Source organism: Streptosporangium saharense (assembly GCF_014203715.1).
GTDB classification, from domain to species: Bacteria; Actinomycetota; Actinomycetes; order Streptosporangiales; family Streptosporangiaceae; genus Streptosporangium; species Streptosporangium saharense.
In genome coordinates this window covers 1,072,230-1,086,290 of the sequence record NZ_JACHJP010000002.1, presented here as the reverse complement: position 1 = coordinate 1,086,290, position 14,061 = coordinate 1,072,230, and the positions used below count along the sequence as shown (strand labels likewise).

Genomic DNA, 14,061 nt, shown 5'->3' with positions numbered 1-14,061 from the left:
GACCCTGAGCGAGACGGAGGCCGTCCTGGCCAGCTACCTCGCCCATCTGGCGGTGGAGCGGGGCCTGGCAGCCAACACCCTGGCCTCCTATCGCCGTGACCTCCTCCGGTACCTGGAGCACCTGAGAAACCGCGGCCGCGTCGCCTTCGACGAGGTCGCGGAGGCCGACGTCGCCGCCTTCCTCACCGCACTGAGGGAGGGCGACGAGGTCCACCGGGCCCTGGTGGCCAGCTCGACGGCGCGGGCGGTCTCCTCGGTGCGGGGCCTGCACCGCTTCGCCCTGCGCCAGGGCGTCTGCGACCACGACCCGACCCGCAGGGTCCGCCCGCCGCGCCAGCTCAGGCGCCTGCCCAAGGCGATCAGCGTGGACGAGGTGGAACGCCTGATCGCCGCCTCGGGCCCGGAGGGCTCACCGCTCACGATGCGCAACCGGGCCCTGCTCGAACTGCTGTACGGCACGGGCGCCCGCATCTCCGAGGCGGTCGGGCTCGCGGTCGAGGACGTCGACCTGAGCCCGGCCGGTCAGCGGGTCCGGCTGAGGGGCAAGGGCGAACGGGCCCGCCTGGTGCCGCTCGGCCGGTTCGCCAGGGAGGCGCTCAGGGTCTATCTCGCCCGCGGCCGCCCCGGCATCGCCGCCCAGGGCAGGGGCGGCAGCTCGGGGCTCTTCCTCAACGCCAGGGGCGGAAGGCTCACCCGGCAGGGCGCCTGGGAGGTCCTGCAGGCCGCGGCGGAACGGGGAGGGCTGGCGGGAATCTCACCCCATATCTTGCGACATTCGTTCGCAACACACCTCCTGGACGGGGGTGCGGACGTTAGGGTGGTTCAGGAACTACTCGGCCACGCCTCGGTGACCACCACCCAGGTGTACACCCTGGTCACGGTCGACAAACTCCGTGAGGCCTATGCCGCAGCGCGTCCGCGCGCGCGGCATTGACCTTTGTCGTGTCCGGGCGTGCCGCCTTGCCGCATACGTGTTGACGCCATAGTGTCCGTCCGGACGGTCCGGTTCGAGGCCGTCAGGGAGGTTCGACTGGTGACTGTGACCACCGACGGTTCTGTCCGGGGGACGGCCCCTGGAAACCCCGAGAATCCATGGGGGGACACCAAGACCACCGGCACCCCTCGGAGCGGGGGCGTTCTCGGCCCGACCGGGCGACCCCGCCCGGTGTTCCCCGACCCACCCCCTCGTACGGTGCACGGACCGGCACGCGTCGTGGCCATGGTCAACCAGAAGGGCGGCGTCGGCAAGACGACGACGACCATCAACCTGGGCGCGGCCCTGGCCGAGGCCGGACTGAAGGTGCTGCTCGTCGACTTCGACCCGCAGGGCGCCCTGTCCGTCGGCCTCGGCATCAACCCCCACCAGCTCGACCTGACGGTCTACAACCTCCTCATGGAGCGGCAGATCACCGCCAGGGACGTGCTGATGGAGACCGGCGTCGAGGGCATGGACCTGCTGCCGAGCAACATCGACCTGTCGGCGGCCGAGGTCCAGCTCGTCACCGAGGTCGCCCGCGAGCAGGTGCTCGGCCGGGTGATCAAACCCCTGCTGCCCGAGTACGACGTCTGCCTGATCGACTGCCAGCCCTCCCTGGGCCTGCTCACGATCAACGCGCTGGCCTGCGCGCACGGCGTCATGGTGCCGCTGGAGTGCGAGTTCTTCGCGCTGCGCGGCGTCGCGCTGCTGATGGACACCATCATCAAGGTCCAGCAGCGCATCAACGAGGACCTCGTCATCGAGGGCCTCCTCGCCACCATGTACGACGCCCGCACCCTGCACGGCCGCGAGGTGCTCGCCCGGGTGGTCGAGGCGTTCGACGACAAGGTGTATCACACGGTGATCAACCGGACGGTCCGTTTCCCCGACGCCACCGTCGCGGGCGAGCCCATCACCAGCTTCGACTCCTCCTCGCTCGGCGCCAGCGCCTACCGGGAGCTGGCCCGCGAGGTCCTCGCCAGGTGGAACGTCCAGTAACCGCCCCTCACCGGCGGTGACCGGGGTCCCGGTGCGGGACAATGACGGGATGACCGAGCAGCCACAGGTGGCCGACGACACCTTCAGAGTGCACCTGGAGGTCTTCGAGGGCCCCTTCGACCTGCTGCTCGGTCTGATCTCCAAGCACAAACTGGACATCACCGAGGTCTCGCTCAGCAAGGTCACCGACGAGTTCATCGCCTACATCCGGGCCAGGGGACCCGAGTGGGACCTCGACCAGACCAGCCACTTCCTGCTCGTCGCCGCGACCCTGCTCGACCTCAAGGCGGCCAGGCTGCTGCCCTCGGGAGAGGTTGACGACGAGGAGGACCTCGCCCTCCTTGAGGCCCGCGACCTGCTGTTCGCTCGCCTCCTGCAGTACCGCGCCTACAAGGAGGTCGTGAAGGTCTTCTCGACGCGGATGGCCGAGGAGGCCCTGCGCTTCCCCAGGATCGTGCCGATGGAGGCGGAGTTCGCCAACCTGCTGCCCACCCTGGTCCTCGGAATCGGCCCCGAACGGCTGGCGGAGCTGGCCCGGCGAGCCTTCGCCCCCAGGGTTCCCCCCTCGGTCTCCGTCGCCCACATCTACCAACCGCTCGCCAATGTCCGCGAACAGGCGGCTATCCTTGTCCAGCGGCTTCGGCGCATGCGCCGGGCGACCTTCCGCGCCCTCACCTCCGACTGCGCGGGCACCTTCGAGGTCGTCGCTCGTTTCCTGGCCGTCCTGGAGCTCTACCGGGAGGCGGCCGTCTCCTTCGAGCAGGTCGAGCCCCTCGGTGAGCTGCATGTGACTTGGACCGGCAGCGACGACGGTGACGTGACCGTCGCCGACGACTACGACGAGAGCGCGCCTAAGGAGCCCTCCGATGACCGATGAGGCGTCCGGCCCCGGCCTGCGCGCGGGACTTGAGGCGATCCTGCTCGTGATCGACGAGCCGGTCGCCGAGACCTCCCTCGCCCAGGTGCTGGAACGGCCCGTTCCCGAGGTCTCCGCCGCGCTTCGTGAGCTGGCGGCGGAATACACGGCGCAGGGACGGGGTTTTGACCTCAGAGAGGTCGCGGGCGGCTGGCGGTTCTACACGCGGGCCGAGTGCGCGACCCTCGTCGAACGGTTCGTCCGTGACGGCCAGCAGGCGCGGCTCACCCAGGCGGCGCTCGAGACGCTGGCCGTGGTCGCCTACCGTCAGCCGGTCAGCCGGGCCAGGGTGGCGGCCATCAGAGGGGTCAACAGCGACGGCGTCATGCGCACGCTGGTGGCCAGGGGGCTGGTCGAGGAGGCCGGTACCGATCCGGAGGGGCAGGCTTTGCTCTACCGGACGACTTCATATTTCCTTGAGCGGATGGGCCTGCGGGAGCTCGGAGAGCTTCCCGAACTCGCGCCCTTCCTGCCAGACGACGTGGAAAACCTAGAGGAGCAGAAGCAGTGAACAGCAGGCGTAGTACCCCGTCCGGTGATGGACGCGGTCGAGGCCGTGGCGGCGCCCCGCACGGTGGCAACTTCCGCGGGAGCGGCGACTCCAGAGGCGGATCGCAGGGCGGTTTCCGCTCCGACCCCTCTCGTGGCGCCTCTCGCGGCGGTCCCAGGGGTGACGACCGCGGCGGCTTCCGCGCCGACCGTGGCGGTGCCCGGGACGACCGTGGCGGCTTCCGCGCGGAGCGCGGCGGGTCGCGCGGCCAGTACGGCAGGCCGGAAGGCGGCTCCCGGCAGGAGTCTCCCCGTCGCGAGGGCGGCGACTTCCGCGCCGAGCGCGGTGGATCGCGCGGCCGGTACGGCAGGCCGGAGGGCGGCTTCCGCAACGACGGCCCGCGCCATGAGGAGCGCGGTGGCTTCCGCTCCGACGCGCCGCGCCGCGATGACCGGGGCGGCTTCCGTTCTGAGGCGCCGCGCCGCGATGACCGGGGCGGCTTCCGCAATGATGGGCCGCGCCGTGAGGAGCGGGGTGGTTTCCGCTCTGAGGGGCCTCGCCGCGACGATCGTGGCTTCCGTTCCGGACCTTCCCGCCCGGGAGAGCGCGACGGCTTCCGCGGTGACGGCCCGCGTCGTGACGACCGCGGTGGTTTCCGTGCAGACGGCCCGCGTCGTGACGACCGCGGTGGTTTCCGTGCCGACGGCCCGCGTCGTGATGACCGTGGTGGCTTCCGCAATGATGGCCCGCGCCGCGAGGAGCGCGGTGGCTTCCGTTCCGAGGCGCCGCGTCGTGACGATCGCGGTGGTTTCCGCTCAGAGGGTCCGCGCCGCGACGAGCGAGACGGCTCCCGGCCCGAGCGGGACGGCTTCCGCGCCGAGCGTGGTGGGTCACGCGGCCGGTACGGCAGGCCGGAGGGCGGCTCGCGTGACAACCGGGGCGCCGGTGGCTCCCGGGGCCGCTACGGCAGGAACGACCGCGGCGCCGAGGTCCGCACGATCAGTGGCGGCAGGGCCGACTCCTACGGCGAGCGCCGTACCGGGCCCGCCCGTGACGCCTCGGCGAAGGGCCAGAGGGGCCAGCAGGGGCAGAAGGCCGCTCTGCGGCCCGGCGCGATCGCGAACGACCGGTTCAAGACCGCCCGCCAGCCCAAGCGTGACGCCGACTTCTACGACGCCGACTACGTGGACGAGCGCGACACCACCGAGGTGCCGGGCGGCGTGCGGCTGCAGAAGGTCCTCGCCCAGGCGGGCGTGGCCAGCCGCAGGGCGTGCGAGGAGATGATCGGCGAGGGCAGGGTGACTGTCGACGGCCAGGTCGTCCGCCGTTTCGGCGCCAGGGTCGATCCCGCCAAGCAGGTCATCCACGTGGACGGCAAGCGTCTTCCGACGATGCCGGACCTCGTCTACCTCGCCATCAACAAGCCGCTCGGCGTCGTCAGCACCATGTCCGACCCCGACGGCCGTCCCTCGCTGGCCGACTACGTGGCCGACCGCACCGAGCGGCTCTTCCACGTGGGCCGTCTCGACACCGAGACCGAGGGTCTCATCCTGCTCACCAACGACGGGGAACTGGCCAACCGGCTCACCCACCCGAGCTACGGCGTGCAGAAGAAGTACTGGGCGAAGGTGCCGGGCAGGATCGAGCGTGACCTGAGCCGCCGCCTGAAGAAGGGCGTCGAGCTTGAGGACGGCCTGGCCAAGGCCGACTCCTTCAGCATCGTCCAGGAGCACGGGCAGCAGGCCTTGGTGGAGATCGTCCTGCACGAGGGACGCAAGCACATCGTCCGGCGCATGCTGGAGGAGGTCGGGCACCCGGTCATCGACCTGGCCCGCATCGAGTTCGGCCCGGTCAAGCTCGGCAGGCTCAAGCCGGGGACGGTCCGCGCGCTGACCCTCAAGGAGGTCGGGGAGCTCTACGCCGCCGTCGGTCTGTGACCTGGGGCCGGTAACCTTCCCGAACACATACCTTCAGGACACCCTCAGGACACGGAGGAACGACGATGGTGCGGGCGATCCGCGGTGCGGTCCAGGTCGAGGCGAACGACAGGGACGCCATCCTGGCCGGGGTGACCGAGCTGGTCACCGAGGTGATGGGACGTAACAGGCTCACCACCGACGACGTGATCAGTGTGATCTTCACTGCGACGCCCGACCTGAACGCCGAGTTCCCCGCCCTGGCGGCCCGCAAGCTCGGCTTTCACGACGTCCCGCTGATCTGCGCCTCGGAGATCGACGTCCCGGGCGCGCTGCCCCTGGTCGTACGGCTGATGGCGCACGTGGAGACCGACAGGCCGCGTCAGGAGATCCACCACGTCTACCTGCACGGCGCCGCGGCCCTGCGGGTCGACATCGCCCAGTGATCCTGTCATGGATCATCACGCCGGAGGAGCGCGTGTGAACGGCCTTGAGAGTGTCCTCGTCGTCGGCACGGGTCTGATCGGCACCTCGGTCGCCTTGGCCCTGCGTGGGCACGACGTCCCCGTCCACCTGGCCGACCGCGACGCGGGAGCCGTACGGCTGGCGCGGGAGCTTGGCGCGGGCGTCGAGTGGGACGGGCGGCGGGTCGGCCTCGCGGTCGTCGCGGTCCCGCCGCATCTCGTCGCCGAACAGATCGCCCGCCTGCAGCGGGAGGGCGCGGCGCGTTTCTACACCGACGTGGCCAGCGTCAAGCGGCTGCCGATCGAGCAGGCCGCGGCCCTCGGCTGCGACCTGGGCGCCTACGTGCCCGGCCACCCCCTGGCGGGCCGGGAGCGCTCCGGGCCCGCGGCGGCCAGGGCCGACCTGTTCCTGGGCAGGCCGTGGGCGCTGTGCCCGACGGAGGAGACCTCGCCCGACGCGGTCGAGGTCCTGCGCGGCCTGGTCAAGCTCTGCGGCGGCGAGGCCGTCGAGGTCGGCGCTGACGAGCACGACAGGGCCGTGGCGGTCGTCTCGCACGCCCCGCACGTGGCCGCCTCCGCGGTGGCCGCCAGGCTCGCCGAGGCCTCGGGGACCGCGCTTGGCCTGGCCGGTCAGGGGGTCCGTGACGTCACCCGCATCGCGGCGGGCGATCCGGCGCTGTGGACCGGCATCCTGTCGGGCAACGCGCTGCCGGTCGCCGACGTGCTGGAGGCGATCGCGGACGACCTGGCCACGGCCGCCGCCGCGCTGCGGGCTTCGGCGGCTCCTGAGGACGGGACCGCCGGGATGGACGGTGTCACCGGCCTGCTGCGCCGCGGCGTCGTGGGCACCACCAGGATCCCCGGCAAGCACGGTGGGCCCGCGCGTGCCTACGCGAGCGTCCAGGTCGTCATCGGCGACCGTCCCGGAGAGCTGGCCCGGCTGTTCCAGGTGGCCGAGGCGGCCGGTGTCAACATCGAGGACGTCCGCCTTGAGCACACCCCGGGGCTGCCGCTTGGCGCCGCCGAGCTGCAGGTCCAGCCGGAGGCCGTACCGGCCCTGACGGAGGCCCTGCGGACGGGCGGCTGGCAGCTCCCCTAGCGCGAGCCCCACGGCCCGTCACGGCGGGCCGTGGGTTGTTCGATGCGCGATCGCCTCGCCGTTCCCGGTAGCCTCGTACGGACAACTGAAGCGGGCTGCAAGGGAGAGGCGTCGTGACCGGACTGGTCGTCGCCATGGACGGTCCTTCGGGGTCGGGCAAGTCGAGCGCGTCGCGCGGGGTCGCACGGGCGCTCGGGCTGCGTTATCTCGACACCGGGGCGATGTACCGGGCGATCACGTGGTGGATGCTCCAGCGGGGCGTCGATCTCTCCGACCAGGAGGCGATCGCCGTAAGGGCGCTCGAACCGGTGCTGACGATCGGCACCGACCCGGACGCCCCCTCGGTCGCCGTGGACGGCACCGACGCCGCGGGCCCCATCCGCACCACCGAGGTCACCGCGGCCGTCTCCGCGGTCAGCGCGGTGCCCGAGGTGCGGCGCAGGCTGGTGGCCGAGCAGCGCGAGATCATCGGGGCGGGGGGCATCGTCGTCGAGGGCCGTGACATCGGCACCGTCGTCGCCCCCGACGCCCCAGTCAAGATCTATCTGACCGCGAGCGCCGACGCCAGGGCGCTGCGCCGTACGGCTGAGCTGGCCGGCACCACGGTGCAGGCGCAGAAGGCCGCGATGGCCAGGCGCGACAGCCTGGACTCCACCCGCAAGGCGGACCCGCTCGCGATGGCGGCAGACGCCGTCGAACTCGACACAACGGCGCTCAACCTCGACGAGGTCGTCGCCGAGATTCTGCGTTTGATTAAGGAAAAGACGTGACCGGGGAATACGAAGAAGACAGCGGCTGGATCGACGCGGGGCCGGTCGATGCAGGTACCGGGGAAGGCTCAGGGGAGGGCTGGGAGGATTCCGGCCCTCAGCCGGTCGTCGCCGTGGTCGGCCGTCCGAACGTGGGCAAGTCCACGTTGGTCAACCGGATCATCGGCCGCCGGGAGGCGGTCGTCGAGGACGTCCCGGGTGTGACCCGGGACCGGGTCACCTACGACGCCACCTGGCGTGGGCGGCGTTTCACGGTCGTCGACACCGGCGGCTGGGACCCGGACGCGACCGGCATGGCGTTGAAGATCGCCGAGCAGGCGCAGGTGGCGGCCGAGCTGGCCGACGTGATCCTGTTCGTGGTCGACGCGACGGTCGGTGTCACCGACGCCGACGAGATCGTCGGGCACGTGCTGCGCTCCTCCGGCAAGCCGGTGATCCTCGCCGCGAACAAGGTCGACAACCAGCAGATGGAGCTTGAGGCCGCGGCGCTGTGGTCGCTGGGTCTCGGCGAGCCCCAGCCGGTCTCGGCCCTGCACGGCCGGTCGAGCGGTGACCTGCTGGACGTGGTCCTCGACAGCCTGCCGGAGACGCCGCCGCAGCGTTTCGGCGAGGAGCGGGGGCCGCGCAGGGTGGCCCTGCTGGGCAAGCCGAACGTGGGCAAGTCCTCGCTGCTGAACAAGCTGGCGGGCGAGGAGCGCGTCCTGGTGGACCCGATGGCGGGCACCACCCGTGACCCGGTCGACGAGCTGATCCAGCTCGGCGGCAAGACCTGGCGGTTCGTGGACACCGCGGGCATCCGCAGGCGCGACCGTGAGCTGAAGGGCGCCGACTTCTACGCCAGCATGCGGACCAGGTCGGCGCTGGAGCGCTCCGAGATCGCGGTCGTGCTCATCGACGCCAGCGAGACGCTGACCGAGCAGGACCTGCGGATCATCTCCCTGGTGATCGAGTCGGGCCGGGCCATGGTCGTGGCGTTCAACAAGTGGGACCTGGTCGACGAGGACCGCCGCTACTACCTGGAGAAGGAGATCGACCGTCAGCTCGTCCGCGTTCCGTGGGCGCTGCGGGTCAACATCTCCGCCAAGACCGGCTGGCACGTGGACAGGCTTGTCCCGGCCCTGGAGAAGGCACTTGAGTCCTGGTCGACCCGGGTGCCGACCGCCCGGCTCAACGCCTTCCTCACCGAGCTGGTCGCGGCGACCCCGCCCCCGGTCAGGGGCGGCAAGCAGCCCAAGATCCTCTTCGCCACCCAGGCGACGACCGAGCCGCCCAGGTTCGTGCTGTTCACCTCGGGCTTCCTTGAGGAGACCTACCGGCGCTTCATCGAGCGCAGGATCCGCGAGGACTTCGGCTTCGCGGGCTCCCCGATCGAGGTCACGATGAAGATCAGAGAGAAGCGTCAGAGCCAGAAGAAGAAGTGACCCGATCCACCGGTACGGCGGTGCCGTACCGGTGGCAGGGGCTCAGCGCAGGCTCTTGAGGTGGGTGACCACCGGGCTGTAGGCGGCCTCAAGCTCGCGGAGCTGGTCGTCGGTCAGCAGGTCGATGAAGTGCTGCCGGACGCTGGCCACGTGGTGCGGGGCGACCTGCTGGATCGTGGCCCAGCCGTGCTCGGTGAGCACCGCGAAGGTGCCGCGCCTGTCGTCGACGCAGGTCTCCCTGGCGACAAGCCCGGCCGCCTCCATCCGGGAGATCTGGTGGGACAGGCGGCTGCGGGACTGGATCGTGGCGTCGGCGAGGTCGCTCATGCGCATGCGATGCTCGGCGCTCTCCGAGAGGTTGACCAGGATCTCGTAGTCGTTCACCGAGAGTCCGAAGGTCTGCAGGTCACGATCGAGGCGGTGCTCAAGAAGTTTGTGCGCGGTCAGATGAGCACGCCATGCCCGCTGTTCCATCGTGGAGAGCCAGCGGGGCTCCTCGTCGTTCACTGCTGCTATCACCCGTTCCTCGCTCGTCGTGCTGGAGGCCGCCACGGATTGGCCGTTTCGCCCGCCGTGCCGCGATCGCTCCTGGCTCATAGAGCAGAACCTACCTCAGACGGTGGTCACGACTTCTTCGTAGGCCAGACGGGGAAGGCGCTCGAACCAGGCGTCCGGGCCGGGCCTGCCGATGTTGACGACCGCCAGCACGGTGTGGGCGTCGTCGAGGAACTCCTTGTCGATGCCGTCGGCGTCGTAGCCCCCCATCGGGCCCGCGGCGAGGCCCGCCGCGCGCACCCCGAGGATGAAGTAGCCGACCTGCAGGGCCGCGTTGAACTTCGCGGTGCGGGTGCGCAGCGCCTCGTCGGCGTCGAAGGCGTCCCTGGCTCCCGGCCGGTGCGGGAAGACCCTGGACAGCTCCTCGTGGAAGTCGAGGTCGGTGGCGAGGATGGCGACCAGCGGGGCGGCGGCGGTCTTGGCCTGGTTGCCCGGTGACATCAGGCGGACCAGGCGTTCGCGGGCTTCTAGGGAGCGCACCAGGACGATCCGCAGCGGCTGCTGGTTCATCGCGGTCGGGGCGTACTTGATCAGGTCGTAGATCGCCCTCACCTGTTCGTCGCTCACCGGTTCCGTGGTGAAGGTGTTGGCCGTACGAGCCTCGCGGAAGAGCAGGTCCTGGGCTTCCGGAGAGAGCGTGAGTGCCATTTTTCACCTCTTGTGAGTCGTTTGTGCCTTTTTCGGGATTGCCTCTGTCAACATGGATGAAGATTCAACTATTCCGGGGTGGGCAGGAGACGTGCGTCACGACCGGGTGACAGGGCAGGGGGCAAAGGGTGAACGACCGGACGGAACGGGCGGAGGACAAGCCGGAGAGCCTCGGCACGGTGATCGTCGCGGGGGTGGCCAACCTCGTCATCGCCCTCGCCAAGCTCGTCGCCGGACTCGTCAGCGGCTCCTCGGCGATGCTGTCCGAGGCCATGCACTCGGCCGCGGACACGGTCACCGAGGTCCTGCTGTTCGTCGCGGTGCGCAGGGCGGGGCGTCCCGCCGACGCCCGTCATCCTTTCGGGTACGGCATGGCGGGCTTCTTCTGGGCGCTGATGGCCGCCTTCGCCACCCTCATCGGCGGCGCCGGGTTCTCGATCACCCACGGCGTGCACGAGATCGCCTACGGCGAGGAACTGGCCGACCTGACGCTCTCCTACGTGGTCCTCGCGGTCGCGTTCGTCGTCGAGGGGATCTCCTTCCTCAAGGCCCTGTCGCAGGTGCGCGGGCAGGCGAGGAAGCTGAAGGTGAGCCCGCAGCGCTACGTCTCCAGAACCCCGGACACCGCGCTCAAGGCCGTGCTCTTCGAGGACGGCGCCGCGCTGATCGGCCTGCTGGTCGCCGCGGCGGGGCTGCTGGCCTACCAGGCGACCGGCGACTCCCGGTGGGACGGCGCCGCCTCCGTGGTGATCGGCCTGCTGCTCCTCGGCGTCGCGCTCAACCTCATCCGTGCCAACGCCTCCCTGCTGATCGGCCAGGCGGCGCCGGTGCGGATCGAGCGGGAGATCAGGGCCGAACTGCTCGCGATGCCCGAGGTCGAGGCGGTCGTCGAACTGCTGACGATGATGCTGGGCCCCGACGAGATCATGGTCGCCGCCCGGGTGGACTTCGTCGACGAGAGCACGGCAGGCGCCCTCGAACGCGCCGCTGACCGGGTCGAACGCACCCTCGTCGAGCGCTTCCCCGCCATCTCACAGGTCTTCCTCGACCCGACTCCCGGGGAGGCGGCCAAGCGTGGCCGGGTGGTCGGTGACGACGCTGACCGCGACGTCTGAGGCGGTGCGCCACTCCAGCAGGTGCCTGCCCTCCCACTCAAGGTGCCGCTGCCCGTCCCCGCCGCCGTCGAGCGGGAGCGCGGACAGGTCGGTCGAGCGCAACCCCTCCATGGCGAGCTCCCCGCGCTTGATGAGCGCCTCCTTGCGGACCCACAGGCGGATCAGCGCCTCGTTGTCGGTCACCAGGGGCCGCTCCGCGGGGGCCAGCGCCTGCGCCGCGATGGCCTCCTCGAACGGGCCGCCGGGCACCCGTTCCGCGTCCACCCCGACCCGACCCGGACCCGCCGCCGCGCACACGTAACCCCCGGTGTGGGAGAGGCTGACGCCGAGCTTCGGGATCTCCGCGAGGTACGGCCTGCCGTGCCCGGGACCGCAGCGGTCGCAGTGCTGCAGCAGCGTCAGCCTGTCCTCGGGCACCCCGGTCAGCCGGGCGGCGCAGCGCCGTACGAGAAGGTGGGCGGCGACGAAGTCACGGCGGTGGGACTCGTGGAGGAAGCGCGCGGCCCGCTCCCGCTCCACGTCGGTGAGCAGGTCGAGCGCGGCGGGGGAGTAGATCTCGTCGGTGGGACCGGCCAGCACCAGGCAATCACGCATTCGCCCAGATTAGGCTGATCCCTCCGCTCGATGTCGATCAGGGGAGCAGCCGGGCCATCCACGCCTCGACCTCGTCCGGGTGACGGGGCAGCCCCGACGACATCAGACGGGCGCCGTCGGTCGTGATGACGAGGTCGTCCTCGATGCGCACGCCGATGCCGCGCAGCTCGGGCGGCAGGGTCAGGTCGTCGGGCTGGAGGTAGAGGCCGGGCTCGACCGTGAGCACCTGCCCCTCCTCAAGCACGCCGTCGAGGTAGGCCTCGGCACGGGCCTTCGCGCAGTCGTGCACGTCGAGGCCGAGCATGTGGCCGCTGCTGCACAGCGTGTAACGGCGGTACAGGCCGCTGCCGGGCTCCATCGCCTCGTCGGCGCCGATCTTCAGCACTCCCCAGTCGTGCAGTCCCTCGGCGATGACCCGCATGGCCGCCAGGTGGAAGTCACGGAACCTGGCGCCGGGACGCAGCGTGGCGATGGCCGCCTCCTGCGCCCGGTAGACCAGCTCGTAGACCTGCCGCTGGACCGGGCTGAAGCGGCCCGAGAGTGGCAGCGTCCTGGTGACGTCGGCGGTGTAGAGGGCGTCGGTCTCGACCCCCGCGTCGAGCAGCAGCAGGTCGTCGCCGTTCAGGGCGCCGTCGTTGCGGATCCAGTGCAGGACGCACGCGTGCGCGCCGGAGGCCACGATGCTGTCGTAGCCGACGGCGTTGCCCTCAAGGCGGGAGCGCAGCCCGAAGACGCCCTCCAGGTAGCGTTCGCCACGCCGGTGCGTCATCGCCTGGGGGATCGCCCTGACCACGTCCTCGAACCCGCGGACGGTCGCCTCGACGGAGAACTGGAGCTCGGCGACCTCCCACTCGTCCTTGGTCAGCCGCATCTCGGACAGGAACGTCTCAAGCTCCGCGTCGCCCTCGTGCGGGGAGACCAGGGCGTCCACCGAGGCGTCGATCCCGCGCAGCACCCTGGCGGGCCCGGTGAGCGCGTCGCCGAGCCTGTCGATCGGCGCGCAGTCGATCAGGTAGAGCGACTCGGCCTCCGCGAGGTCGGGGCGCCTGCCCACCCAGAACTCGCCGTAGCGGCGGTCGCGGTAGAACTCCTGCCCCGCCTGGCCCGGGGCCGAGCGCGGCGAGCGGGGACGCAGGAACAGCGTGGCGGTCCCGGAGGGCTCGACGACCAGGATGTCGTCCGGCTCCTGGTCCCCGGTCAGGTAGGCGAAGGCGCTGTGCGCCCTGAACCGGTAGTCGCTGTCGTTGCTGCGGACCTTGAGCGTGCCGGACGGGACGACCAGCCGTTCGCCGGGGAAGCGCGCGGCCAGCGCGGCACGGCGCTTGGCGGTGTAGGCCGCCTGCGGCAGGGCGGTCAGGTCGTCCCGGTGGGTGTCGGCCCAGCCGGTGCCCATGAACGCGGCGAGGGCCTCGGAGACCGGCAGGTCGTGGCTGCCGGTGTTGAGCTTCTCGGTCATCGTTTCCCCGTGGTGAGATTGTGGTATTTCACACGTTACTAATCGGAGGTGGGACGCGCACCTCGCGACCGTGTGTGACACCACGGTCGCGGGGACCGCGCGGTCCATGCTTAGGGCGGGCCCGGGCAGGGCAAAACCCAGGGATACCCCAGCCAGGCCGAACCGAGGTGGTTTCCATGCTGATCGGGAAGATTCTGCAGGCCAAGGGATCCGCGGTGACGACAGTCAGCCCCGGGGCGACGGTGAAAGACCTGCTCGGACTGCTCGCCGAGCACAACATCGGCGCCGCGGTGGTGTCCGAGGACGGGTTCTCGATCGCCGGCATCGTGTCCGAGCGTGACGTCGTACGGCAGTTGCACGAGCGTGGGCCCGGCGTGCTGCAGGCGCCGGTCTCGTCCATCATGACCACCGAGGTCCGCACCTGCGCGCCGGACGCCAACGCCGACGACCTGCGCCAGACCATGACGACACACCGCATCCGGCACGTCCCGGTGGTCACGGGCGGACGGCTCGTCGGGCTCGTCAGCATCGGCGACGTGGTCAAGAGCTCCATCGAGTCGCTGGAGACCGAGCGGGCCCACCTCGTCGACTACCTTCACCGCTGATCCCTTCGGGGTGGGGTCCGCAGCGGACCCCACCCCC

General features: G+C 70.8%; 15 protein-coding genes. 11 read left to right on the top strand and 4 right to left on the bottom strand.

From position 1 onward, the window contains the following. Positions 1-4 precede the first annotated feature (4 nt). The 9 genes from FHS44_RS13790 to der all read left to right on the top strand — a co-directional run bounded on the left by FHS44_RS13790 (position 5) and on the right by der (position 9,051). The gene (locus FHS44_RS13790) at positions 5-934 is read left to right on the top strand and encodes a site-specific tyrosine recombinase XerD (protein WP_184715319.1); all 930 of its coding nucleotides are present in this window, start codon (positions 5-7) and stop codon (positions 932-934) included. 99 nt (positions 935-1,033) lie between these two features. Then, a complete protein-coding gene (locus FHS44_RS13785) occupies positions 1,034-1,975 on the top strand; it encodes a ParA family protein (protein ID WP_184714356.1) in 942 nt (313 codons plus the stop codon). A gap of 49 nt (positions 1,976-2,024) precedes the next feature. Further along, positions 2,025-2,852 carry a segregation and condensation protein A gene (locus tag FHS44_RS13780; RefSeq protein ID WP_184714355.1) on the top strand — a complete coding sequence of 276 codons (828 nt, stop codon included), beginning with the start codon at positions 2,025-2,027 and terminating at the stop codon, positions 2,850-2,852. Then, positions 2,842-3,402 carry an SMC-Scp complex subunit ScpB gene (scpB, locus tag FHS44_RS13775; RefSeq protein WP_184714354.1) on the top strand — a complete coding sequence of 187 codons (561 nt, stop codon included), beginning with the start codon at positions 2,842-2,844 and terminating at the stop codon, positions 3,400-3,402. The genes FHS44_RS13780 and scpB overlap by 11 nt, the downstream gene beginning before the upstream one ends. Next, on the top strand, positions 3,399-5,318 hold the full coding sequence (locus FHS44_RS42340) for a pseudouridine synthase (protein WP_184714353.1): 1,920 nt from the start codon (positions 3,399-3,401) through the stop codon (positions 5,316-5,318). The genes scpB and FHS44_RS42340 overlap by 4 nt, the downstream gene beginning before the upstream one ends. Positions 5,319-5,383: 65 nt before the next feature. Further along, entirely contained in the window at positions 5,384-5,743 is a 360-nt protein-coding gene (gene aroH / locus FHS44_RS13765; RefSeq protein ID WP_184714352.1) for a chorismate mutase, read from the top strand. A gap of 7 nt (positions 5,744-5,750) precedes the next feature. Next, a complete protein-coding gene (locus FHS44_RS13760) occupies positions 5,751-6,860 on the top strand; it encodes a prephenate dehydrogenase (protein ID WP_184714351.1) in 1,110 nt (369 codons plus the stop codon). Between the two features lie 134 nt (positions 6,861-6,994). Continuing rightward, positions 6,995-7,630, top strand: coding sequence for a (d)CMP kinase (gene cmk / locus FHS44_RS13755; RefSeq protein ID WP_184715317.1), 636 nt, complete (start codon positions 6,995-6,997; stop codon positions 7,628-7,630). Further along, positions 7,627-9,051, top strand: coding sequence for a ribosome biogenesis GTPase Der (der, locus tag FHS44_RS13750; RefSeq protein WP_184714350.1), 1,425 nt, complete (start codon positions 7,627-7,629; stop codon positions 9,049-9,051). Before cmk ends, der begins: the two co-directional genes overlap by 4 nt. 42 nt (positions 9,052-9,093) lie before the next feature. Here der and FHS44_RS13745 read toward each other — a convergent pair whose 3' ends face one another. Further along, positions 9,094-9,570: a MarR family winged helix-turn-helix transcriptional regulator gene (locus tag FHS44_RS13745; RefSeq protein WP_312863644.1), complete on the bottom strand. Its 477-nt coding sequence runs from the start codon at positions 9,568-9,570 to the stop codon at positions 9,094-9,096. A 93-nt stretch (positions 9,571-9,663) separates the two neighbouring features. Further along, positions 9,664-10,254, bottom strand: coding sequence for a malonic semialdehyde reductase (locus FHS44_RS13740; RefSeq protein WP_184714349.1), 591 nt, complete (start codon positions 10,252-10,254; stop codon positions 9,664-9,666). 128 nt (positions 10,255-10,382) lie between these two features. Between FHS44_RS13740 and FHS44_RS13735 the strand changes: the two genes are divergently transcribed. Beyond that, positions 10,383-11,369 carry a cation diffusion facilitator family transporter gene (locus tag FHS44_RS13735; protein ID WP_312863643.1) on the top strand — a complete coding sequence of 329 codons (987 nt, stop codon included), beginning with the start codon at positions 10,383-10,385 and terminating at the stop codon, positions 11,367-11,369. Here the strand turns inward: FHS44_RS13735 and FHS44_RS13730 are convergent. After that, complete coding sequence (locus FHS44_RS13730; protein WP_184714348.1) at positions 11,286-11,963, bottom strand: 4'-phosphopantetheinyl transferase family protein; 678 nt, start codon at positions 11,961-11,963, stop codon at positions 11,286-11,288. The two genes, FHS44_RS13735 and FHS44_RS13730, sit on opposite strands and share 84 nt — an antisense overlap. Positions 11,964-12,000: 37 nt before the next feature. Then, positions 12,001-13,419 (bottom strand): aminopeptidase P family protein, encoded by a 1,419-nt coding sequence (locus FHS44_RS13725; RefSeq protein WP_184714347.1) that lies wholly within the window; start codon positions 13,417-13,419, stop codon positions 12,001-12,003. Positions 13,420-13,595: 176 nt separating this feature from the next. Between FHS44_RS13725 and FHS44_RS13720 the strand changes: the two genes are divergently transcribed. Then, on the top strand, positions 13,596-14,024 hold the full coding sequence (locus FHS44_RS13720) for a CBS domain-containing protein (RefSeq protein WP_184714346.1): 429 nt from the start codon (positions 13,596-13,598) through the stop codon (positions 14,022-14,024). The last annotated feature ends 37 nt before the right edge of the window (positions 14,025-14,061 follow it).